Origin of the sequence: Dactylosporangium sp. CA-152071 (assembly GCF_050936335.1) — a bacterium.
Taxonomy (GTDB): domain Bacteria; phylum Actinomycetota; class Actinomycetes; order Mycobacteriales; family Micromonosporaceae; genus Dactylosporangium; species Dactylosporangium maewongense.
On record NZ_JBNJMZ010000001.1, the window covers coordinates 5,065,345 to 5,086,457 of the forward strand.

Genomic DNA, 21,113 nt, shown 5'->3' on the forward strand with positions numbered 1-21,113 from the left:
GAGGTCCGGGCCGGGCCTCACGTCTGCAGGTACGTCAGCACCGCCAGCACCCGGCGGTGCTGCTCGTCGTCCGGGGGCAGGTCGAGCTTGGTGAAGATGTTCTTGACGTGCTTCTCGACGGCGCCGTCGGTGACGACGAGCTTGCGGGCGATCGCCGTGTTGGAGCGGCCCTCGGCCATCAGCCCCAGCACCTCGCGCTCCCGCGGGGTGAGGCTGCGCAACGGGTCGTCGCGGCGGCGGCGGACCAGCAGCTGGCCGACGACCTCCGGGTCCAGCACGGTGGCGCCGGACGCGACGCGCCGCATGCCGTCGAGGAAGTCGGCGACGTCGGACACGCGGTCCTTGAGCAGGTAGCCGACGGCGCCGGCCCGGTCGGCGAGGAGGTCGTCGGCGTAGGAGACCTCGACGTACTGCGACAGGACCAGGATCGGGGTGCCCGGCACCTGCCGGCGGGCCTCGACGGCGGCGCGCAGGCCCTCGTCGGTGTGCGACGGCGGCATCCGCACGTCGACGATCGCGACGTCGGGCCGGTGCTCGACGACCGCCGCGACCAGGCTCGGGCCGTCGCCGACGGCGGCGACGACCGTGTGGCCGCTCTCGGTGAGCAGCCGCACCAGACCCTCCCGCAGCAGCACCGCGTCATCCGCGACAACCACCCGCATACTCATGCTGTCACCTCCGCTTCGCTCCGGCCCGCTCATGCCGCCAGCTCGACGGCTTCGAGCAGCGTGTACGCCACCGGCAGGCCGGTCGCCTTCAGCAGCGTCTCGTCGGTGAAGCCGCCGGCGTACAGGACGCAGGACGCGCCGACGGACGTGGCGGCCTCGCCGTCGTCGACGGAGTCGCCGATGAGCACGACATCGGCGGGGTCGAGGGCGAGGGCCTGCAGGTGGCGCTCCAGGTAGGTGGCCTTGCGGTGGCCGCCGACGGTGCCGGGCAGGCCGTCGACGCGGACCAGCCGGGCGCCGAGGCCGTGCCGCTCGACCTCGATCAGCAGCTCGTCGTGGAAGAACATCGACAGCAGCGACTGGGTGCCGGTCCAGCGGCCCATCGCGGCGAGGGCGTCGGGGACGAGCTGCACGTCGGCCATGCCCAGCCGGTACGCGTCGTGGAACGCGTCGTCGAGCAGCTGGAACTCGACCTGGTCGACGGGGCGGGCGAGCACGTGCGCGTAGTAGTCGAGGATCGGGCGGCGGAAGTCACGGCGGTGGTCGGCGGCGGTGATCACCGGGCCGCCGACGGTGGCCAGGCAGACGTTGGTGGCGTCGACGACCAGCTTCAGGTCGTCGAGCAGGGTCCCGTTCCAGTCCCAGACGAGGTGCTTCACGCGGGTGAGGATAGCCGTATGTCGCGCAGGAGCCGGTCCTCCTCCACGCGCCAGTAGCCGTGCTCCCTGCCGTCGAGGAGGACGACCGGGATGCGGAAGCCGTACTCCTCCTCCAGGGCCTCGTCGCCGGTGATGTCGACCTCGGTCCAGGCCTCGCCGGTCGCGGCGGCGACCCGTTCCATCGCCTCCTTGGCGACGTCGCACAGGTGGCAGCCGGGCCGGGTGTACAGGGTGAGCCTCATCGCAGCGCCGCCTTACGGATCTTGCCGGTCGCGGAGTGGGGCAGCTCGTCGACGAACTCGACGGCGGTCGGGCACTTGAACCTGGCGAGGTTGCGTTCGCAGTGCGCGATCAGCTCCTCGGCGGTGACCTGTGACCCGGGGCGCCGCACGACGACGACCTTGACGGTCTGGCCGGTGTACGGGTGGGGCACGCCCAGCGCGGCCGCCTCCACCACCGCGGGGTGCGCGGCCAGCACGAGCTCGACCTCGTGCGGGTACACGTTGAAGCCGCTGACGAGGATCAGCTCGCCGAGCCGGTCGACGATGAACAGGTCGCCGTCCTCGTCGGCGTAGGCGACGTCGCCGGTCGCCCACCAGCCGTCGGCGCCGGGCGCCTCCTCACCGCCGGGCCAGTAGCCGTCGAAGAGGTTCGGGCCGCGCACGACGATCTCGCCGGGGTCGGTGCGCACCTCGTCGTCCTCGTCCAGGAGCACCTCCTCACCGCCGGCGTCGAGGAGCTTGAGCTCGACGCCGGGGATCGGGCGGCCGATCGAGCCGGGCTTGACCGTGCGGCCGGAGAGCGTGCTGGACACCACGGGGGCGGCCTCGGTCAGCCCGTACCCCTGATGCACCGGCTTCCCGGTCGCCTCGGCGAAGCGCCGCTCGGCGGCGGCGTCCAGCGGTGACGCGCCGCAGACGGCGAGGCGGACACCGGACCAGGCGCGGGCGAGCCGCTCCCCCATCAGCGACCAGGCGATGAACATGGGCGGGACGCCGACGACGCCGGTGACGCCGTGCCGCTCGATGGCCTCCAGGGAGTCGGCGGGGTCGAACCGCTCGACGAGCACGCCGCACGCGCCGTGGTAGGCGACGGCGCCGAGGCCGCTGTTCAGCCCGTACGCGTGGAAGAGCGGCACGGCGAGCAGCAGCACGTCGTCGGGGCGCACCGGCGGCGGGTCGATCGCGGCGAGCTGCTCGTGGTTGGCGAGCAGGGCCCGGTGCGACAGCATCGCGCCCTTCGGGGCGCCGGCGGTGCCGGACGTGTAGAGGAGCAGCGCCAGGCCGCCATGCGTCTCGGCCGGTGCGGCGGCGGCCGGCTGGAGCAGCTCCGGCAGGTTGCCGCCCAGGGTGTACCGGCGGGCCGGCGCCTCCACGGCGGCGGTCACCGGCTGGGTGCCCACCAGGACCGCGGCGCCCGAGTCGGTGAGCACGTGGGTCAGCTCGCGGGCGGTGTAGGCGGGGTTGATCGGGACGGCGACCAGCCCGGCGCGCAGCACCCCGAAGAACACGGCGGCGAACTCCGGCACGTTGGGCAGCGCGATCGCGACCCGGGCGGGGCCGTGGTCGTCGGCTGGCAGGGCGAGCCCGGCCAGGTGCGCGGCGACCGCGTCGACCTGCCGGTCGAGCTCCGACCAGGTGATCAGGGTGGCGTGTGATCGCAGGGCCGGTCGGGCGCCAGCGGAGGCGGCGGCGCGCCGGACCAGGTCGGCGAAGTTCGTGACGTCCTGCACGGTCGATCAGTCTGCCACGTCACGGGTGAGTTGCCGCCACCTGAGAGATCACCCGTCACCTATCACCCTCGGGGCACCCGGTGCTGTGCCAGGGTGCTTAGGCGCCCGACACGCCGACTGAGTAAAGGTCCACTCGATCGTGTGGGTTGGGTGTGTCGCACCCGAGTAAGTGCGGCGTGTCTACGTCCCGTTTGCCCAAGTATGCGGCGTGTTGCACGGCGAGTTGCCGTCGCGTGACGGACAGCATGTGCGCCGAGGCGTCCCCGATCCGTGGGAAGAATTGTGCCCTCACGCCAAAGACTGCCCACATGCGGGTGACGCCGGACCTATCATCACCCAAGTCAGCTCACCCCATTTGTTGCGAGTTGACACCCCTCACCCCGAGGAGGCCGAAGTGCCCGTGATCGCGCCGAATAAGCCGTGTCGTCTGGATTGCGCAGCATGACCGCGATTCAGCACGTGTTCGACGCCGAGCACGCACTCGCCGATGGGCTGTCGATCCTGCGCGAGTCCGTCCGCGACTCAGTGCGCGACATGTTCAGCACGGTGATCCGCGGTGAAGGCGGCAGCGTTCCGCGTACACGGGGACGCCCCCACACCAACGAGGCACCCACCCGGCAGGGTTCCGGTCAAGGCACCGGCACAAACGTCAGACCGAACCCGGGCGCCAAGCCGTCGCCGGGTGCCGGTCTCATCGAGGAGGACACGGTCCCGATCACGAAGTCCGTGGTCGCCGGGACGCTCGTCGACACCGCGCCCGAGCCGGGTGGCCCCGCGCAGGAGCCCGCCCCGAAGCCGGCGCGGCCGGACCGCGGCGACCCCGCCTCGGAGGTGTGGGCGCTGATCGAGCGCGCCCAGGCCGGCGACGGCGCGGCGTTCGGCCTGCTGTACGACCGGTATTTCGACACCGTCTTCCGGTTCGTGTACTTCCGCGTCGGCAACCGGCAGCTCGCCGAGGACCTCACCGCCGACACGTTCCTGCGCGCGCTGAAGCGCATCGGCAGCTTCACCTGGCAGGGTCGCGACCTCGGCGCATGGCTCGTCACGATCGCGCGGAACCTCGTCGCGGACCACTTCAAGTCCGGGCGGTACCGGCTGGAGGTCACCACGGGTGACGTCCTGGACGCCGACCGGCCCGACCGGGGGCCCGAGGGCAGCCCCGAGGCCGCGGTCATCGACCACATCACCAACGTCGACCTGCTCAAGGCGGTCAAGCAGCTCAACCCGGAACAGCAGGAGTGCATCGTGCTGCGCTTCCTGCACGGGTTCTCCGTCGCGGAGACCGCACAGGCCATGAGCAAGAACGAGGGAGCGATCAAGGCGCTGCAGTACCGCGCCGTGCGTGCCCTCGCGCGGCTGCTCCCCGACGGATTCCAGCCGTGACCGTTGTCACCTTCCGTTACAGTGCCTCCTCCGGCGCCGTAACCAGCTTCCGCTCTGCACCGTTGGTCCGGGTGCGACCGTCGGCTTGGCGCACGGCGGACGCGGTGGCACACCATCCCGCTGCCCTGCCGCGCCTGAGTGACGCGATCAGTGAAGGGGGGTGCCTCAGGTGATCGGCTCCGTCTTCCACCGTCGCCGGGTTGAGCGTTTCGCGCAGCTCGTGGACGAGGCTGCAGGAGCCCGCAGGCACCGCATGAGGTCCACGCTCGACGACTCCCTGACCGAACTGGTCTCGGTCAGCCAACGGCTGGCCGAGATGCCGGTCAAAGTGGAGACGCAGCAGGAGTTCAAGGACGGGCTGCGGGCCATGCTCCTGGCCACAGCAGAACGAGAAGGCATCGGCATCACCGCCAAGGACCCGGAGCCCGAGGCGGCCCGCAGGGGCGTGCGCTCGCTGCGGCGCCCGGCGGGCAGCAGGCCGGCGGTCAGCCGGCGGACCCGGACCCGCGGCGCGATCGTCGTCGGCCTCGCCGCCGGCACTCTCGCGCTGTCGGGCATGTCCGCGGCGAGCGGCGACGCCATCCCCGGCGACGCCCTCTACACGGTGAAGCGGTCCACGGAGAAGGCCCAGCTGGCACTCGCCGGCTCGGACATCAGCCGCGGCCAGCTGTACCTCGAGTTCGCCCGGACCCGGCTCGACGAGGCACAGGCGGTGAAGGACCCGACGGGTCTGACCGCGGTCCTCGACGACATGGACAGCGAGACGCTCGAAGGTGTGCGCCTGCTGACCACGACCGCCGTGAGCCGCAAGGACGCCGCCGCGCTCGACGCCATCGACGCGTTCGTGTCCACGCAGCACGCGGGTGCCGAGAAGCTCCGCAACGGCGTCGACGGCGACGCCAGGGCACGGGCCGGCAACTCCGTCACCCTGCTCGACGAGATCGACCGGCGCTCCAAGGCGATCCGCCCGCTGATCAAGTGCGGCACCGCCGCGGTCTCCGCCGCCGACCAGCTCGGACCGGTGCCCAACAGCACCGCGTGCAAGCCGGCCGGGCAGAAGACCTCCGGGACCAACCAGCAGCCCGGCAACACCCAGCAGCAGAACAACCCGGGCCAGACCGGCACCCCCGCCGGCCAGCGTCCCGTCCCGAGCGGATCGGCTTCCAGCGGCACGGCGACCGAGTCCGCGCCGGCGGTGCCCTCCCAGGGTCCCTCACCTTCCCCCACGAAGAACCAGGGCCTGCTCGACTGGCTGTTCCACTGATGGTCCGCCAGCAGCGTTGAGAAGGGCCCGGTGTCTGACACCGGGCCCTTGTCGTTGTCCATGCCGGTACGGTTGGTCGAACACGACAGGGGGTTTCTCCGCATGCCGATCCGACCTTCGACCGCCGCGCTCGCCCTGCGCCGCCGCCGGCAGGGCCGAATCGCGCCGCCCAGATCCACTTCGCCGTCAGCCGGCTGGGCCGTCGCGGAGGTCGAGGCCGCGCTCGCCGTCCCCGCCGACCTGTCCGCCGCCGCGTTCTTCGACGTCGACAACACCATGATGCAGGGCGCGTCGATCTACTACTTCGCCCGCGGCCTCGCGAAGCGCCGCTACTTCACCAGCGGCGACCTGGTCCGCTTCGCGTACCAGCAGGCCCGCTTCCGCCTCCTCGCCTCCGAGCACGCCGGCACCGTCGCCGGCGCCAAGTCCGCGGCGCTCGCGTTCATCGCCGGCTGGAAGGTCGACGACATGTCGCGCCTCTGCGAGGAGATCTTCGACGAGCTGATGGCCGACCGCATCTGGTCCGGCACCCGTGCCCTCGCCCAGCTCCACCTCGACGCCGGCCAGCGGGTCTGGCTCGTCACCGCCGCCCCCGTCGAGCTCGGCCGTATCATCGCCCAGCGCCTCGGGCTCACCGGCGCCATCGGCACCGTCGCCGAGATCCAGGACGACGTCTACACCGGCCGCCTCGTCGGCGACCTCATGCACGGCCCCGAGAAGGCCGCCGCGATCACCGCGCTCGCCTCGGTCGAGGGCCTGGACCTGTCGCTGTGCTCCGCCTACAGCGACTCGGTCAACGACACCCCGATGCTCTCCACCGTCGGCCACGCCGTCGCCGTCAACCCCGACCCCGCCCTGCGCCGCGAGGCCCGCAAGCGAGGCTGGGAGGTCCGCGACTTCCGCACCGGCCGCAAGGCCGCGAAGATCGCCATCCCCGCCGCCCTCGCCACCGGCGCCATCCTCGGCGGCGTCGCCACCGCCGCCGCCCTACGCCGCCGCCGCGCTGTTACCCGCGTTCAGCTTCGCTGAAGCGCTGTCACCCGCTGTCACCCGCTGTCACCCGCCTGTGGCCTTCGGCCATGTGCTCACCTCCCCACCGCTGCCGCGGCGGGGCCCGCCGGGGGATTCTCACCCCGGACCCCCAATGCGCCGCTGCGCGACGCACTGCCAGCGCTGCCCCGCGGCAGGACTGCGCAGGCACGCCGCATCCCGGTGGCCGCCCACCGCCCTGGGCCAGCTGTCCTCCCCCATGATCTCCGGTAGACCTTGTGCAGCCAGGGGGACACGACGTCTTCCGATCATGGGAACGGATGCGCCCGGGATTGCGGCGGGGCCGGTCGGGGTCGCCGGAAGAGGCGGGAGAGTCGCGGTGGTCGGCCACGTCGGGCACGCGTGAGCGGTATCCGGCCAGCGGCACGCGCGGCCGTGCGCCGCTCGCGGCGCATTGGGGTCCGGGTGAGAATCCCCGGCGGGACCCGCCGCGCCAGCGGTGGGGCGGCGAGCCCATGGCCGAAGGCCACCGCCGGGTAACAGCGCATTGGGGTCCGGGTGAGAATCCCCGGCGGGACCCGCCGCGCCAGCGGTGGGGCGGCGAGCCCATGGCCGAAGGCCACCGGCGGGTAACAGCGCATTGGGGTCCGGGTGAGAATCCCCGGCGGGACCCGCCGCGCCAGCGGTGGGGCGGCGAGCCCATGGCCGAAGGCCACAGGCGGGTGACAGCGTTATGCGAAGGCGTCGGGGCGGCGGTCGAGGAGCTTGTAGAGGGTCTGCTGGATCGTCTCACGGACCTGGTCGGCGAGGTTGAACACGACCATCGGGTCGTCGGCGGAGTCGACGAAGTCGGCGGTGGGAATGGGCTCGCCGAACTCGATGAGCCACTTGCTCGGCAGCGGCACCAGGCCCAGCGGGCCCAGCCACGGGAAGGTCGGGGTGACCGGGAAGTACGGGGCGCCCAGCAGGCGGGCGAGGGGGCGCAGGTTGCCGATCAGCGGGTAGATCTCCTCCGCGCCGACGATGGAGACCGGGACGATCGGCGTGCCGGTGCGCACCGCCGCGGAGACGAAGCCGCCCCTGCCGAAGCGTTGCAGCTTGTACCGCTCGGCGAAGGGCTTGCCGATGCCCTTGAAGCCCTCGGGGAAGACGCCGACGAGCTCGCCCTCGCCGAGGAGGCGTTCGGCGTCGGGGTTGCACGCGAGGGTGGCGCCGGACTTGCGGGCCATCTCGGACAGGACCGGGAGGCGGAAGACCAGGTCGGCGCCGAGAAGCCGGAGGTGGCGCCGGGCGGAGGTCTCGTCGTGGACGGCGACGGAGAGCATGAGGGCGTCGAGGGCGACGGTGCCGGAGTGGTTGGCGACGACGAGGGCCGGGCCTTCCTTGGGCAGGTGCTCGACGCCGAAGACCTCGGTGCGGAACCACTGGTTGTACAGGGGGCGCAGCAGCGGCAGGAACACGCCGTCGGTCAGGTGCCGGTCGAACCCGAAGCCGTCGACCTCGTAGTCGCCGGTGAGGCGTTCGCGGACGAACGCGAGCGCGCCGGCGACCCGGTCGTCCCACTGGTCGGGCAGCGCGGGCTCGGACGCCGCGGCGTCGGACCTCGCGGCACCGGGCGCCCTGGAGCCGGGCACCGCACGGTCCGTCGCGGCAGTGTCAGGCAGCGCGGCGTCGGCCGCCGCAGCGTCCGGATCCGCGGCACCGGGCAGCGCGGCGTCGCGCGCCGAGGCACCGGGCAGCGCGGGGTCCGGCGGCGTGGCGTCGGGGTCGGGCAGCCCTGGGTCAGGGGAACCAGGGTCGGTCATGAGCCCGCCTCCAACGCGGCGCGCGCCGCACGGGTCCGTCGGAAGCCTTCGAGCAGGGTCTGTTCGACGGCGCGGATACGGTCCGCCGGCAGCGCCTCGCCGGAGCGGCGGCTGCGGACGAACTCTTCGAAGGCCTCCGCCGTGGTCCTGGGCGTGAACCCGAACTCGCGGACGAGCCTGCTGGTGTCGACGACCCGGCCGTGGACGAACAGGTCGAGCTGGTCCAGCGACACGATGCCGCGGCCGAGACCGGCGGCGATGCCAAGGCCGGGCTCGAGGACCGGCATGGTGATGCGTCCGGCGCGCCGGATCGCCTGCGACAGCGTCAGGGTGCCGCCGCCGGCGACGTTGAACGTGCCGGGGTGCGACTCGGCCACGGAGCGGTGCAGGACCTCGAACGCGTCGTCGACGTGCAGGAACTGCAGGCGCGGGTCGCGGCCGAACACGGTCGGCACGACGGGCGCGGCGAAGTACCTGGTGAGGCTGGTGTCGACGGTCGAGCCGATGAACGGCGCGAAGCGCAGCACGGTGGCACCGACGTCGGAGCGCCGGCGGCGGAAGCCGCGGACATAGCCCTCGATGTCGAGGACGTCCTTGGCGAAGCCGCCGCGCGGGATCTCCCGCGGCTCGGTGTCCTCGGTGAAGATCGCCGGGTCGCGGAAGGACGCGCCGTAGGCCGCGGTGGAGGAGCGGACCACCAGCTTGCGCAGCCGGGACGCCTGCTGGCAGGCGGCGAGCAGCTGCATCGTGCCGATGACGTTGAGCTCTTTCATCGCGGCGCGGCCGCCGTGCTGGTCTGCGGCGGTGGTCACCGCGAGGTGCGCCACCGCTTCGACCCGGGCGTCGACGATCACCCGCAGCACCCCAGGGGTGCGCAGGTCGACCTGGTGCACGTCGACGTCCTTGAGGACGGTGGCGAGCTCGCCCGCCGGTGCCGTGGAGTCGATGCCGACGACCCGCTCGATGCGCGGGTCCTTGGCGAGCCTGGCGGCCAGGTGCGCACCGAGATATCGGCCCACCCCGGTCACCAGGACTACCCGTGGCGTCGTCACAGCGTCACCTCCGAGCCGGGGCGGACCGCCGACGCGTTGCTACTTGCCGAGACGACGACGCTGGACGCGGGTCTTGCGCAGCAGCTTGCGGTGCTTCTTCTTGGCCATACGCTTGCGGCGCTTCTTGACCACCGAGCCCATACGGGTATCTCCTCGAAACAGCGGAACGCGTGCCATCGCTGGCACGCCGAAGACATGGTTAGCGGCTCCAGCGTAGCCGCACCCCCGCGTGATCGGAAAAGCGGGCCCACCATCAGCGGCGAAACGTGCGACTTACGCCGTTTCGCGGAACGCTTCGCGCAGATACGCGTCGACCGCGTGCTCAGGCACCCGGAACGACCGGCCGACCCGCACGGCGGTGAGGTCCCCGGCGTGAACCAGGCGGTAGACGGTCATCTTGGACACTCGCATCAGGGTTGCGACCTCGGCGACCGTGAGAAACCTGACCTCGCCCAACCGGCCTTCGGTGGTGTGTGGCGTGCTAGACATCGCGACCTCCGACCAGCGTGCTCGCCAAGCTGATGAATCAGCGTGTTATCAGTACGGTAACGGTACTGCTGTGACTTGCGCCCTCGCTTCGTCGGATTCTTTGCTGCCAAGGTCAAGTCGGGCGCGGACACACCGCGCGACGCACCACGACTCGCCGTGCGGGTCACTCGGTGCGCAGCGCGACCACGGGGTCGAGGCGGCCGGCGCGCTGAGCCGGCACGACGCCGAAGACGATGCCGACGGCCGCGGAGACCCCGAACGCCAGCGCGAGCGACCACCACGTGATCGCGGCCGGCACGGGCGACAGCGCGGCGACGACCAGGGCGGCGCCGATGCCCAGACCCATCCCGATGAACCCGCCGAGCGTCGTGAGCAGCACCGCCTCGAGCAGGAACTGCACGCCGATGTCGCGGGGCCGGGCGCCGACGGCCTTGCGCAGCCCGATCTCCTTCGTGCGCTCCCGGACGGAGACGAGCATGATGTTGGAGACGCCGACCCCGCCGACGAGCAAGGAGATCCCGGCGATCGCGGCGAGGACGCCGGTGAGCACCCCGAGGATGTCGCCGAGGACGCCGAGGATCTGCTCCTGCGTGACGGCGCTGAACTCGGTGCCGGGGTGCCGGCGGGCCAGCTCGGCGATGATGCGGGCGCTCAGGTCGTCGATCTCGTCCCGGTTCGGAGCCTTGATCGCGATGCCGTCGACCCGGTTGGTGCCCAGCAGGCGGTGCGCGGTGGTGATCGGCACGTGGACCTCGTTGTCGCGGTCGACGCCGAGGCTCTGCCCGAGCTTCGCGAAGACGCCGATCACCCGGAAGCGCACGCCGGCGATGGTGACCTGCTGGCCGACGGCGTCGCGGTCGCCGAACAACGCTCGCGCGACGGTCCACCCGAGGACGGCGACGCGGCGCTGGGTGTCGACGTCGCTGCGGCTCAGGTACGTGCCGCGGGCCAGGCTCCGCACGAACACCTGCGGCGTGGTCTCGATGACGCCGTTGATGGTGGCGAACGTGTCGACGTTGCCGGCCGCGACGGTCTCGCCGGAGGCGACGGTGACGGCGACCCGGTTGCGGTCCCCCACGATCTTCGACACGGCGTCGACGTCGGACAGGTCCATCCGCGACACGGACGGCGCGGAGCCGAGGCTCACCTGGCCGGGCAGGACGATGAGGAGGTTCGAGCCGAGCCCTTCGACCTGCCGTTCGATCTGCTGCTTCGTGCCGGTGCCGATGGCCACCAGCACGACCACCGCCGCGACGCCGATGATGACGCCGAGCATGGTCAGCGTCGAGCGCAGCCGGTTGGCCCGCAGCGCGTCGATGGCGACCCGCCACGCCTCCGCGAACCTCACGAGACGCCCTCATCAGCGGTGGGGGCAGCGGGCGGTACGTCGGTGGACACGATCACGCCGTCCCGCATGACGATCTTGCGGTGGGCGCGGTCGGCGACCTCGTTGTCGTGGGTGACGATCACCAACGCGACGCCCTGCTCGGCGTTGAGCGTCTCCAGCAGGGCGAGCACCGCCTGGCCGTTGCGGGTGTCGAGGTTGCCGGTCGGCTCGTCGGCGAGCAGCACCTGCGGGTCGGTGACCAGCGCCCGGGCGATCGCCACCCGCTGCTGCTCGCCGCCGGACAGTTGGTTGGGCCGGTGGTCGAGCCGGTGACCGAGCCCGACCCGCTCCAGCATCGCCACGGCGCGGCGGCGCCGCTCGGAGGCGCGCATCCCCCGGTACACCAGCGGCAGCGCCACGTTCTCGACGGCGCTGGTGCGGGCCAGGAGGTGGAAGGACTGGAAGACGAAGCCGATGGTCTCGTTGCGCAGCCTGGCCAGGGCCTGCGGGTCGAGGCCGGCGACGTCGCGCCCGCCGATCCGCAGCGACCCCGCCGTCGGCCGGTCCAGGCCGCCGAGCAGGTGCATGAGCGTCGACTTGCCGGACCCGGACGGGCCGATGATCGCGACGTAGTCGCCCGCGTCGACGGTGAAACTGACCCCGCGCAGCGCCGGCACGGTGACGCCGTCCAGCGCGTACTCCCGCGTCACGTCCTGCACGACGAAAGCGGGGCTCATCGGGTCAGGTCCATGCCCTGCTTGACCTTGTCGGTGCCGCGGATCACGACCCGGTCGCCGTCGGCGACGCCGCTGAGCACCTGCACCCGGTCCTGGCCGGCGACGCCGACGGCGACGGGCGCCTGGACCGCCTTGCCGTCTCGGACGAGCCAGACGACGTCCTTGCCGCCGACGTTGAACACCGCGGCCGCCGGCACCGTCACCGCGTCGCGGATCTGCCGGACCTGCAGGTGCGCGACCGCGTTCATGCCGGGGCGCGGCGCCGGGGCGGCCCGCCCGTCGGCGAAGGTGCCCCCGCTCAGCGTGAGCCGCGACCGGTACGAGACACCCCCGCGCGCCGACGCGGACGGCAGCACGTCCGCGGACGTGACCGTCGCCTCGTAGGTGGCGCCGGGTGCCGCGTCGAGCTCCACGCGGGCCGTGACGCCCGGCTCGACGAGCAGGACGTCGGTCTCGTCGATCTCCGCCATCAGCCCGAGCTGCGACACGTCGACGACGGTGAGGATCGCGGTGCCGGCGGCCACCTGCCCGCCGACCGGGACGGCCGGGTCGACCCCGGGGCCGGCGGCGCCCGCGGTGCCGGCGGCGGCCGGAGCGGCACCCGCCGGAAGCGCCGCGCCGAGCAGGTCGGTGATGGACGGCGCGGCGGCGGCCGACGTGCCGCCGAGCTGGACGACGCCGCCGACGGGCGCCCGCAGCGTCAGCGCGTCGACGGTCGACTTCGCCAGGTCGTACGCGGCCTGCGCCTGGCTGCGCTGCGCCGTCGTCAGGGCGGCCATCGCCTTCGTCACGCTCGCCAGGCCGCGCTGCACGGCGCTGATCACGGCGCGGGCCGAGGCGGCCGCCTCCTGGTACGACCTCTCGGCGAAGTCGATCTGGGCGAGGAGGCCGGCCCGTACCGTGGCATCGGCGATGGCCTGAGCGGCCTTGCGTGCCTCGCCGAACGCCTTCGCGGCCGCGTCGTCGGTCTTCTTCTGCGTCGCCGACAGGTTCTTGACGCCGCCCCCGCCGCCGGCGCCCTTGAGCGCTTCGAGGGCCTCCTCGGCGCCGCGCAGCCGCTGCTGTGCCGACGGGGAGTCCACGACGGCCAGCACCTGCCCCGCCGTCACGGTGTCGCCGGGCCGCACGGCCAGGGAGGCGAGGGTGCCGTCGGCGGCCGCGGTCAGCGTCGCCGCGGCCCGCGCGGTGACGGTGGCGGGTGCGTCGACGACCTCGACGACGTCACCGCGGCCGGCGGTGCCGAGCCCGATGCCGTCGTCCTCGTCGGAGCAGGACGCGCCGGTGAGCGAGAAGACGGTCAGGACGGCGACGAGCAGCTGAACACGCGGGGGGACGCGATTCACGCCCGTAAGTCTGCCACGGGCTTTCAGGCGTGATTGCGGACGTACTTGACGCAGTCGGTGGCGACGTCGTCCCACGACACGCCGTAGGCCTTCGGGGCGGCGTCCTGCAGCGCGACGCCCTGCCTGGCGGCCAGGTCGAAGAACTCCAGCATCTTCGCCTCGCCGAAGCGCTCCACCATGCGGTTGACCGCCATGTACGCGACGCCGTACCGGCCGCTGACGTCGGCGGACGTGGTGCCCTCCGGCGGGTCGTCCATCGCGATCTCGTTCTGCCAGCGGCCGCTCTGCACGTACTTGCGCACCGACGAGACGTCGTCGAACCGGCCGCCGAGGCCCTGCACCCGCACGTACTCGGCGATGCCCTCGACGAGCCACCACGTCTGGTCGTAGGCGCGCGACACCTTCGACAGGGTCACCACGTGCGTGAACTCGTGCCGCAGCACGTCCAGGGTCTCCTTCACGTCGACCCGGTTGGCGTTGAGCACGATCTCGGTGGCCTCGGCGGTCAGCGGCAGCGCGAAGCCGGCGACCCAGCTCTCCTGCCGGATGCCGTACCAGGTGGACCACTCCTCCGGCCCGGCCAGGTAGACGACGTACCGCGACGGCGGCGAGGTCCACTTCGAATAGCGGTCGGACAGCTCGGCGGCCTTCTCGGCGGCGTTGAGCATGGTGGTGAGGCGCGAGGCGTACTTCGGGGTGGTCGCCATGATGACCCGCTTGCCGACGGCGACCTTGAGCTCGCTGCGCTCGAACGGCCGCGGGCCGAGGTCCTCGGCGGTGCCGAACTCGAGCAGCTTCACGCCGGCGGCGGTGACGCTCCACTTCGTCTTCGTCTCGAGGTTCATCGGGTCGCAGGTGGTGACGACGTAGCAGTACCGGACGTAGACGATCACGTCGGCCGTGCTGTCGCCGGCGACCTCGACCTTGTCCAGGACGCTCGGCTCCCACAGCTTCACCTGCAGCTGGCGCAGCGAGTTGAAGCGTTTGGTGAGCTCGTCGCGCAGCGCCGCCGCGGACGGGTCGACGGCCGCGACGAACCCGGCGGAGTCGCCGTTGAGCAGCGCGTTGCCCTGGTCGGTGAGCGCCTGCTTGATCTTGCCGTCGACGGACGCGGGTGGCGGCGTCTTCGGGGTGCCGCTGGCGCCGGGCCGGCCGTTCGCCTGGCCGGGGCTCTTCCCGGCCGGGTCGACGCTCTGCGCACTGCCGGCGGTCCGCTCCCGGCGCACCGTCTCGAACGCGATCGCCGCGGGCGGCGTGACGAGCACCAGCGCGAGCGCGACGAGCAGCGCCATCCGCAGCCCGGTGAGCTTCCCGCGCCGCGGTGGCTCCGGTTGGTATGGGTGTCCGGTGTACGCCTGGGGGTAGCCGCCGGCGTGCGGCGGGAACATCTGCGGACCGGCCTGCGACGGCACACCGAGGTGCGGCCCGTGCTCCTGCGGCCGGTGCTGCTGCGGTACGAACGGGAACTGGCCGCTCGGGTGCGCCCCGGCCGGCGACGGTCCCGCCTGCCGCGGCACGACCGGGAACTGCTCCGTCGGCGCCTGGCCCGGCGGCGGCACGACGGGGAACTGCCCCGTCGGTTGGCCCGACCGCGGCACGACCGGGAACTGCCCGCTCGGGCGCTGGACCGCCGGCTGTGGCACGACCGGGAACTGGCCGGTGGGGCGCTGGACTCCGGGCTGTGGCACGACGGGGAACTGGCCGCTCGGGCGCTGGACTGCCGGCGGCGGCACGACGGGGAACTGGCCGCTCGGGTGTGATCCGGCCGGCGACGGTCCCGCCTGGTGGGGCACGAGCGGGTGCCGGGCGGTCGGGTGCCGGCCGGCCTGGGGCGGCACCACCGGGAACTTGCCGGTCGGGTGCTGGGCCGCGGGTGGCAGGGGCTCGCCGGGCATCGGCCGGCGCTGCGCCGGCGGCAGGCCGGTGGCCGGGCGCGGCTGGACGATCGGGTGCTGGCCGGTGTTGCCCATCCGCGGCGGGAACGGTCCGGCCGGCGGCCACGGCGCCACCGGCTGCGCCGACGTCCGCGGCCGCTCCTCGGTCAGCGGCTGCGGCGACGGCGAGTCCGGCGCCACCCACATCGGGGCCGCGACGGGCTCGCCGATCAGCTCGGCCGCCGCCGGCTCGGGCGCCCACTCGGCGGCCGGTCGCGGGCGGGGCAGCGGCGGGCGGGCCGGCGCGTCGGACGGCGCGGGCTCCGGTGTGGTCCCCGGTCCCGTGCGGTGCGGCGCGTCGGCTTCATCCCCCTGCATCACTGCCGGAACGTACGCGACCCGGTCAAGGTGCCGCGTCGCCCGTACGGACGAGATGCTGAGTAAGCCCGTAACCTCCCGAGATGTCGGACTAGCCGCGCGAGCTGACCGCCCGGGCGAGGAAGCCGAGGTTGGCGGGGCGTTCGGCGAGGCGCCGCATCATGTACGCATACCACTGCGTGCCGTACGGAAGGTAGACCCGCACGGTGTACCCGAGTTGGGCGAGGCGCAGCTGCTCGTCGGGGCGCACGCCGTACAACATCTGGATCTCGAACTCGTCGGGGTTGCGGTCGAACCACTTGGCCCGGTCCTCGCCGATGGCGACCAGTCGCGGGTCGTGCGTGGCGATCATCGGGTAGCCGGTGCCGGACATCAGGACGTTGAGGCAGCGCACGTACGACTTGTCGACCTCCAGCCGGGACTGGTAGGCGACCGACTCGGGCTCCTTGTAGGCGCCCTTGCAGAGCCGGACCCGAGAGCCGGTGACGGCGAGCTCGCGGCAGTCGGCCTCGGTGCGGCGCAGGTACGACTGGACGACGGCCCCGGTGGTGGGGAACTCGGCGCGCAGCCGGCCGAGGACCTCCAGGGTCGAGTCGGTGGTGGTGTGGTCCTCGGCGTCGAGGGTGACGGTGGTTCCGGCCTCGCTCGCCTTGGCGCAGATCGCGCGGGCGTGCTCGTAGGCGACCTTCTCGTCGAAGACCTGGCCGAGGGCGGACAGCTTCAGGCTCACCTCGGCGGCGGGGGTCAGCTCGGCGGCGTGCAGGGCGTCGAGCAGCTTCAGGTATTCCTCCCGGGTCGCCTCGGCCTGCTGGGGATTGGTGGTGTCCTCCCCCAGGTGGTCGATGGTGACGGCAAGTCCGGCGGCGACGAGCTCGCGGGTGCGTTGTAACGCGTCCTCCACATGCTCTCCGGCGATGAACCGGCGCACGATGCTGCGGCTGACCGGGGCGGTTTCAACGATCCGCTCGACCCGATGTGAGCGGGCGGCGGCGAGGATGACCGATCTGAGCATGTGCCGAGCGTAGACAGAACCGCCCGACTCCGGTGACGCCTGGTCGCCAGTGTGGCATTTCTTGACTACCTTGGTCGGGTGGACTTCGACGCGTATGCGCGGACCGCCGTCGACATCGTCAACGCGCCGCTCGAAAGCATGCAGGATCTCGCCGCCCTGTTCGGCGAGGACAGTTGGCAGACCGCCGAGGCGACGGAGCGCGATCTGATCGCGTTCCGTCGTGCCCGGAAGCGGCTGCGGGAGGTGTTCGAGCACGGCTCGTCCGGCCGGGACGTCGCGGCGGTCGCCGAGCTCAACGCGCTGCTGGAGGTTTATCCCATGCAGCCGCGCATCTCCGGTCACGACACCCACGACTGGCACATGCACGTCACCGGTCGCGGGTCCTCGGTCAGCTCGGAGCTGCTCGCCGGCGCGGCGTGGGGCCTGGCGGTGTGGCTGTGCGAGCACGGCAGCTCCAGGTTCGGCGTCTGCGCGGACGAGCGCTGCGGCAACGTCTACCTGGACACGTCGTCCAACTGCTGCCGACGGTTCTGCTCGGAGCGGTGTGCGACCAGGTCGCACGTCGCGGCACACCGGGCCCGCAAGCGTGCCGCCGAAACGGGCGCCACACTCGCACCGTCGCAGGTAGGGGTGGGCGAGGCCGATCGGGCGGTCGTGACCGCGTAACTGCGCGAAACGGCCACACACGCCGCCAACTTCGGCATATCTTGCGTGTTGTGGTTCGCTTCACCGCGTGCCCGACCAATCCGATTTAACGGGTAAAGTCGGACATGCGGGTAGGGCGATGTTGGGTCGTGGCACCAGTTCGCGGCGCTCGACACCGGGGTCCCGCACCGGATCACGACGCCCTACGAAGGAGAAACAGCACCATGGCACAGGGAACCGTGAAGTGGTTCAACGCTGAAAAGGGCTTCGGCTTCATCAGTGTCGACGGCGGCAACGACGTCTTCGTCCACTTCTCCGCCATCGCCGAGGACGGCTACCGTAGCCTCGACGAGAACCAGCGCGTCGAGTTCGAGATCAAGCAGGGTCCGAAAGGCCCTCAGGCCGAATCCGTCCGCAAGCTCTGACCGGCGACTTCACGGCCCGGCGCGCATTGGCGTGCCGGGCTTTTTCCTGCCCCGTCGACTCAAGCCCCTGCCCAACCCCCTCAGCCGGCGATTGCCGGCTCCCACCAGACAAATACGAAAAGTCGGATAAGTCTGGCGCTCGCGCCGGACTTATCCGGGGGAACGGGGCGAGGGCGGTCGGCCTTGTTACACCTTGCTCGGTTCGACGGTGGGGGTGGTGGCCAGGTGCCGGCGGGCGAAGTGCAGGGACTCCGCCAGGTCCGCCTCGCGGTCAGCGCGGCTGCTCGCCTTGCGGGTGCCGACCTCGACCGCGACCGACCCGGTGAACCCGCGCCGCTCCAGCGACCCCAGCAGCTGCGCGCACGGCTGGGTGCCCCGGCCGGGCACCAGGTGCTCGTCGCGGCCCTTGCCGGTGCCGTCGCCGAGGTGCACGTGGGCCAGCCCCGCGCCCATCGTGTCGGCGAGCCCGATCGCGTCGGTCCGGGAGGCCGCGCAGTGCGAGAGGTCGAGGGTGTACGCGTCGAAGCCGGTGATCGTCGGGTCCCAGCCCGGCGCGTACGGGACGAACTCCCGCCCGACGCCCCGCAGCGGGAACATGTTCTCCACCGCGAACCGGATGCCCGGGAACGCCTTGCCGAGCTTGGCCAGGCCGCTGCTGAAGGTCCGCGCGTAGTCGCGCTGCCAGGCGAACGGCGGGTGCACCACCACGACCGGCGCGCCGAGCGTGTCGGCGAGCACCGCGGCCCGCCGCAGCCGCTCCCACGGGTCGGGGCTCCACACCCGCTGGGTCACCATCAGGCACGGCGCGTGCACCGAGCCGACCGGCACGCCGTAGTGCTTCGACAGGCCAGCGAGCGCGCCTGCGTCCTGGCTCACCGCGTCGGACCAGACCATCACCTCGACGCCGTCATACCCGACGGCGGCCGCCATCTCGAACCCGGCCGCGGTCGGCTCGGGGAAGACTGACGACGTGGACAGCAGCACCGGCACTCGATGACTCACTCCCCCAGGCTAGCCCCAGCCGGGTAGCGTCTCCTGTCGATCAACTCGACTCCAGCACTTCCAGCCGGCGAAGAATCACCCCTTCGCGCAGCGCCCAGGGACAGATCTCGACCTCGTCGATCCCGAGGGTGCGCATCGTGACCTCGGCGACGACCGCGCCGGCGAGGATCTGGTGGGCGCGGCCCGGGCTGACCCCGTCGATCTCGGCCAGGGCCGCCGACGGCATCCTGCGGATGAACGACAGCACCTGGTGCAGCCCCACCCTGGTCAGCTTCCGCGGCGCCCGCGGCCCCACGGACGACGGCGCGGCGCCGGCCAGGCGGGCCAGGGTCCGGAACGTCTTCGAGGTCGCCACCGGCCGGTCCCAGCCGGCCTCCATCAGCCGCTTCGCCGGCCTGGCGATCTCGGCCTCGGCGTATTCGCCCAGCGCCTCGACAGAGGCCCTGGCCGGCGGGTCGCCGTCGAGTCGCTCGCGGGTCAGCCGTCCCGCGCCGAGCGGCACGGACAGCGCCACGTCAGGCTCCTCGTCGATGCCGGTCGCCAGCTCCAGCGAGCCGCCGCCGATGTCCATGACCAGCAGCCGCCCCGCCGACCAGCCGAACCAGCGGCGCACCGCCAGGAAGGTCATGATCGCCTCGGCCTCGCCGGACAGGACCTGCAGGTCGACGCCCGTCTCCTCGCGGACCCGCCGCAGGACCCGCGCGGAGTTCTTCGCGTCCCGTACCGCCGACGTCGCGAACGCCAGAAGGTCGTCGGTCTCCAGGGCGGACGCCGCGTCGCGGGCCTCGGCGCACGCCGCCACCAGGCTGTCGGCGCCGGCCTTGGTCAGCTCCCCGTTGGTCCCGATCTTCTCGGCGAGCCGCAGCTCCGCCTTCTGCGAGTGTGCGGGCCACGGATGGGCGCCATGGTGCGCGTCGACCACCAGCAGGTGGACCGTGTTCGAGCCGACATCCAGCACACCGAGCCGCATCCCTTCACCGTAATGCCGCGGCGGGACGCGTACCCTTCACCAAATGGAGATTCACGTCGCGGTCGACGGCACCGGCGAGCCAGAGACGCCGCGCGACCTCGAGGTCGATCTCGACTTCTCGCGGGAGTTCCTGGAGTTCACCGACCCCGCGGACGCCGACCACCTCGTGCGCGCCGACCTCACCTGGCTGCTGTCGAACTGGACCTGCGTCTACGGGCAGGGCTGCCACGGCATCATCGAGGGCAAGGCCGAGGAGGGCTGCTGCTCGCACGGCGCGTTCTTCACCGACGACGACGACGAGAAGCGGGTCCGCGCCGCCGCGAAGCGCCTCACCCCGGAGCACTGGCAGCACTACCGCCGCGGCTTCAAGAACTACACCGAGTGGGACACCATCGACGGCGAGTCGAAGGCCCTGCGCACCGCGACCCGCCCCGGCGCCGGCTGCGTCTTCCAGAACGACACCGACTTCGCCGGCGGTGGCGGCTGCGCCCTGCACGGCCAGGCTCTCCGCGACGGCGTGCACCCGCTGGAGTACAAGCCCGACGTGTGCTGGCAGCTGCCCGTGCGGCGGGACCAGGACTGGCGCAAGCGCCCCGACGGCACCAAGGTCCTCGTCTCCACCCTCGGCGAGTTCGACCGCCGCGGCTGGGGCGAGGGCGGCCACGACCTGCACTGGTGGTGCACGTCCTCCCCCGAGGCGCACGTCGGCGCGAAGCGGCTCTACCAGGAGTACGAGGCGGAGCTCGTCGCCCTCATCGGCCGTGCCGCCTACGCGAAGCTCGCCGAGCTGTGCGCGGAGCGCGCCCGGCAGGGCATGGTCGCTCCCCACCCGGCGACGACGGTCGCCCTGACCCTCCTGCCGACCCGCAAGTCCTGACCTCAGCCACAGGGCCAGGACCAGCGGCCGGGGCTCAGTCGTCGTCGGAGCTGGACTCCGAGCGGGTGCGGCGGGACCTCGCGAAGAGGGAGTAGCCCACGGCGGTCATGGACAGCCCGATGAGGATGCTGGGGACGGCCGCGGCCCAGCCCGTGCGGGCGATGGCGGTCCAGGTCGAGCTGATCGCGAGGATCACGCCGACCAGCATCATGAGCGTCCCGGCGGGGCCGGAGTTGAAGCTGCGCACCCCAGGAAACGCTACGGGTCGCGGGGTGTCCGGTGTGTGACAACGCCCGAACCCGACGGCCGAACCGGCCCGCGGTGCAATAGGTTCATCCGGTGACCGAAGAGATCTTCCCCGGGGTTGAGCTGGGTGAGGGCACCGTGGTGGAGCCAGGTGCGCGGATCGGGGTGCCGCCGCGCGGCGCGGCACCCGGCGAACTGCCGACGATCATCGGGCCGGGGAGCCGGATCAGGTCCG

The 21,113-nt window shown here is 72.3% G+C and carries 21 protein-coding genes and 1 pseudogene; 6 read left to right on the forward strand and 16 right to left on the reverse strand.

The window, feature by feature from the left end; all coding sequences use genetic code 11:
• Positions 1-17 precede the first annotated feature (17 nt).
• The 4 genes from ACQEVZ_RS22635 to ACQEVZ_RS22650 are packed head-to-tail and all read right to left on the reverse strand — an operon-like array spanning position 18 to position 3,059.
• Positions 18-662, reverse strand: coding sequence for a response regulator transcription factor (locus tag ACQEVZ_RS22635; RefSeq protein ID WP_344511637.1), 645 nt, complete (start codon positions 660-662; stop codon positions 18-20).
• 35 nt (positions 663-697) lie between these two features.
• Positions 698-1,327: an HAD family hydrolase gene (locus tag ACQEVZ_RS22640; RefSeq protein WP_433369618.1), complete on the reverse strand. Its 630-nt coding sequence runs from the start codon at positions 1,325-1,327 to the stop codon at positions 698-700.
• On the reverse strand, positions 1,324-1,569 hold the full coding sequence (locus ACQEVZ_RS22645) for a glutaredoxin family protein (protein ID WP_344511591.1): 246 nt from the start codon (positions 1,567-1,569) through the stop codon (positions 1,324-1,326). Before ACQEVZ_RS22645 ends, ACQEVZ_RS22640 begins: the two co-directional genes overlap by 4 nt.
• Positions 1,566-3,059 carry an AMP-binding protein gene (locus ACQEVZ_RS22650; protein WP_433369622.1) on the reverse strand — a complete coding sequence of 498 codons (1,494 nt, stop codon included), beginning with the start codon at positions 3,057-3,059 and terminating at the stop codon, positions 1,566-1,568. The genes ACQEVZ_RS22645 and ACQEVZ_RS22650 overlap by 4 nt, the downstream gene beginning before the upstream one ends.
• 441 nt (positions 3,060-3,500) lie before the next feature.
• Between ACQEVZ_RS22650 and ACQEVZ_RS22655 the strand changes: the two genes are divergently transcribed.
• The 3 genes and pseudogenes from ACQEVZ_RS22655 (at position 3,501) to ACQEVZ_RS22665 (ending at position 6,735) form a co-directional block, all read left to right on the forward strand.
• Complete coding sequence (locus ACQEVZ_RS22655; protein ID WP_425552405.1) at positions 3,501-4,442, forward strand: sigma-70 family RNA polymerase sigma factor; 942 nt, start codon at positions 3,501-3,503, stop codon at positions 4,440-4,442.
• Positions 4,443-4,611: 169 nt separating this feature from the next.
• A pseudogene (locus ACQEVZ_RS22660) lies at positions 4,612-5,475 on the forward strand (DUF5667 domain-containing protein); the annotation flags it as partial.
• Between the two features lie 333 nt (positions 5,476-5,808).
• The gene (locus tag ACQEVZ_RS22665; protein WP_433369625.1) at positions 5,809-6,735 is read left to right on the forward strand and encodes an HAD family hydrolase; all 927 of its coding nucleotides are present in this window, start codon (positions 5,809-5,811) and stop codon (positions 6,733-6,735) included.
• Positions 6,736-7,427: 692 nt separating this feature from the next.
• Here the strand turns inward: ACQEVZ_RS22665 and ACQEVZ_RS22670 are convergent.
• The 9 genes from ACQEVZ_RS22670 to ACQEVZ_RS22710 form a co-directional block, all read right to left on the reverse strand.
• On the reverse strand, positions 7,428-8,501 hold the full coding sequence (locus ACQEVZ_RS22670) for a lysophospholipid acyltransferase family protein (protein ID WP_433369628.1): 1,074 nt from the start codon (positions 8,499-8,501) through the stop codon (positions 7,428-7,430).
• Positions 8,498-9,553 carry an NAD-dependent epimerase/dehydratase family protein gene (locus ACQEVZ_RS22675; protein ID WP_433369631.1) on the reverse strand — a complete coding sequence of 352 codons (1,056 nt, stop codon included), beginning with the start codon at positions 9,551-9,553 and terminating at the stop codon, positions 8,498-8,500. Before ACQEVZ_RS22675 ends, ACQEVZ_RS22670 begins: the two co-directional genes overlap by 4 nt.
• Before the next feature lie 39 nt (positions 9,554-9,592).
• Positions 9,593-9,694, reverse strand: coding sequence for a 30S ribosomal protein bS22 (locus ACQEVZ_RS22680; RefSeq protein WP_007465623.1), 102 nt, complete (start codon positions 9,692-9,694; stop codon positions 9,593-9,595).
• 132 nt (positions 9,695-9,826) lie between these two features.
• Complete coding sequence (locus ACQEVZ_RS22685) at positions 9,827-10,042, reverse strand: helix-turn-helix domain-containing protein (protein WP_033363444.1); 216 nt, start codon at positions 10,040-10,042, stop codon at positions 9,827-9,829.
• Positions 10,043-10,205: 163 nt separating this feature from the next.
• Entirely contained in the window at positions 10,206-11,390 is a 1,185-nt protein-coding gene (locus tag ACQEVZ_RS22690; RefSeq protein WP_344511581.1) for an ABC transporter permease, read from the reverse strand.
• Complete coding sequence (locus tag ACQEVZ_RS22695) at positions 11,387-12,106, reverse strand: ABC transporter ATP-binding protein (RefSeq protein WP_433369635.1); 720 nt, start codon at positions 12,104-12,106, stop codon at positions 11,387-11,389. Before ACQEVZ_RS22695 ends, ACQEVZ_RS22690 begins: the two co-directional genes overlap by 4 nt.
• Positions 12,103-13,449 carry an efflux RND transporter periplasmic adaptor subunit gene (locus ACQEVZ_RS22700; RefSeq protein ID WP_433369638.1) on the reverse strand — a complete coding sequence of 449 codons (1,347 nt, stop codon included), beginning with the start codon at positions 13,447-13,449 and terminating at the stop codon, positions 12,103-12,105. The genes ACQEVZ_RS22695 and ACQEVZ_RS22700 overlap by 4 nt, the downstream gene beginning before the upstream one ends.
• Positions 13,450-13,472: 23 nt before the next feature.
• Positions 13,473-15,701: a hypothetical protein gene (locus ACQEVZ_RS22705; RefSeq protein WP_433369641.1), complete on the reverse strand. Its 2,229-nt coding sequence runs from the start codon at positions 15,699-15,701 to the stop codon at positions 13,473-13,475.
• Between the two features lie 91 nt (positions 15,702-15,792).
• Positions 15,793-16,713, reverse strand: coding sequence for a proline dehydrogenase family protein (locus ACQEVZ_RS22710; RefSeq protein WP_354901039.1), 921 nt, complete (start codon positions 16,711-16,713; stop codon positions 15,793-15,795).
• 78 nt (positions 16,714-16,791) lie between these two features.
• Here ACQEVZ_RS22710 and ACQEVZ_RS22715 point away from each other — a divergent pair, with 78 nt between their 5' ends.
• On the forward strand, positions 16,792-17,379 hold the full coding sequence (locus tag ACQEVZ_RS22715) for a CGNR zinc finger domain-containing protein (RefSeq protein WP_344511571.1): 588 nt from the start codon (positions 16,792-16,794) through the stop codon (positions 17,377-17,379).
• Positions 17,380-17,582: 203 nt separating this feature from the next.
• On the forward strand, positions 17,583-17,783 hold the full coding sequence (locus ACQEVZ_RS22720; RefSeq protein WP_344511569.1) for a cold-shock protein: 201 nt from the start codon (positions 17,583-17,585) through the stop codon (positions 17,781-17,783).
• A 186-nt stretch (positions 17,784-17,969) separates the two neighbouring features.
• Here the strand turns inward: ACQEVZ_RS22720 and ACQEVZ_RS22725 are convergent, their stop codons facing one another.
• Together ACQEVZ_RS22725 and ACQEVZ_RS22730 are read right to left on the reverse strand one after the other, a co-directional pair.
• On the reverse strand, positions 17,970-18,785 hold the full coding sequence (locus ACQEVZ_RS22725) for a sugar phosphate isomerase/epimerase family protein (RefSeq protein ID WP_344511567.1): 816 nt from the start codon (positions 18,783-18,785) through the stop codon (positions 17,970-17,972).
• A 40-nt stretch (positions 18,786-18,825) separates the two neighbouring features.
• A complete protein-coding gene (locus ACQEVZ_RS22730) occupies positions 18,826-19,755 on the reverse strand; it encodes a Ppx/GppA phosphatase family protein (protein ID WP_433369647.1) in 930 nt (309 codons plus the stop codon).
• A 43-nt stretch (positions 19,756-19,798) separates the two neighbouring features.
• On the opposite strand from ACQEVZ_RS22730, the gene ACQEVZ_RS22735 reads away from it, so the two are divergent.
• A complete protein-coding gene (locus ACQEVZ_RS22735) occupies positions 19,799-20,632 on the forward strand; it encodes a hypothetical protein (RefSeq protein ID WP_433369650.1) in 834 nt (277 codons plus the stop codon).
• Positions 20,633-20,666: 34 nt separating this feature from the next.
• On the opposite strand, the gene ACQEVZ_RS22740 is transcribed toward ACQEVZ_RS22735, so the two are convergent.
• Positions 20,667-20,879 (reverse strand): hypothetical protein, encoded by a 213-nt coding sequence (locus tag ACQEVZ_RS22740; RefSeq protein WP_344511561.1) that lies wholly within the window; start codon positions 20,877-20,879, stop codon positions 20,667-20,669.
• Between the last annotated feature and the right edge of the window lie 234 nt (positions 20,880-21,113).

What these genes read in the sequence shown, in the direction of transcription:
- ACQEVZ_RS22635 (WP_344511637.1), bottom strand. Translation starts at nt 662, where the DNA reads ATGCGGGTGGTTGTCGCGGATGACGCGGTGCTGCTGCGGGAGGGTCTG.
- ACQEVZ_RS22645 (WP_344511591.1), bottom strand. Translation starts at nt 1,569, where the DNA reads ATGAGGCTCACCCTGTACACCCGGCCCGGCTGCCACCTGTGCGACGTC.
- ACQEVZ_RS22655 (WP_425552405.1), top strand. Translation starts at nt 3,501, where the DNA reads ATGACCGCGATTCAGCACGTGTTCGACGCCGAGCACGCACTCGCCGAT.
- ACQEVZ_RS22665 (WP_433369625.1), top strand. Translation starts at nt 5,809, where the DNA reads ATGCCGATCCGACCTTCGACCGCCGCGCTCGCCCTGCGCCGCCGCCGG.
- ACQEVZ_RS22670 (WP_433369628.1), bottom strand. Translation starts at nt 8,501, where the DNA reads ATGACCGACCCTGGTTCCCCTGACCCAGGGCTGCCCGACCCCGACGCC.
- ACQEVZ_RS22680 (WP_007465623.1), bottom strand. Translation starts at nt 9,694, where the DNA reads ATGGGCTCGGTGGTCAAGAAGCGCCGCAAGCGTATGGCCAAGAAGAAG.
- ACQEVZ_RS22685 (WP_033363444.1), bottom strand. Translation starts at nt 10,042, where the DNA reads ATGTCTAGCACGCCACACACCACCGAAGGCCGGTTGGGCGAGGTCAGG.
- ACQEVZ_RS22695 (WP_433369635.1), bottom strand. Translation starts at nt 12,106, where the DNA reads ATGAGCCCCGCTTTCGTCGTGCAGGACGTGACGCGGGAGTACGCGCTG.
- ACQEVZ_RS22705 (WP_433369641.1), bottom strand. Translation starts at nt 15,701, where the DNA reads ATGCAGGGGGATGAAGCCGACGCGCCGCACCGCACGGGACCGGGGACC.
- ACQEVZ_RS22710 (WP_354901039.1), bottom strand. Translation starts at nt 16,713, where the DNA reads ATGCTCAGATCGGTCATCCTCGCCGCCGCCCGCTCACATCGGGTCGAG.
- ACQEVZ_RS22720 (WP_344511569.1), top strand. Translation starts at nt 17,583, where the DNA reads ATGGCACAGGGAACCGTGAAGTGGTTCAACGCTGAAAAGGGCTTCGGC.
- ACQEVZ_RS22730 (WP_433369647.1), bottom strand. Translation starts at nt 19,755, where the DNA reads ATGCGGCTCGGTGTGCTGGATGTCGGCTCGAACACGGTCCACCTGCTG.
- ACQEVZ_RS22735 (WP_433369650.1), top strand. Translation starts at nt 19,799, where the DNA reads ATGGAGATTCACGTCGCGGTCGACGGCACCGGCGAGCCAGAGACGCCG.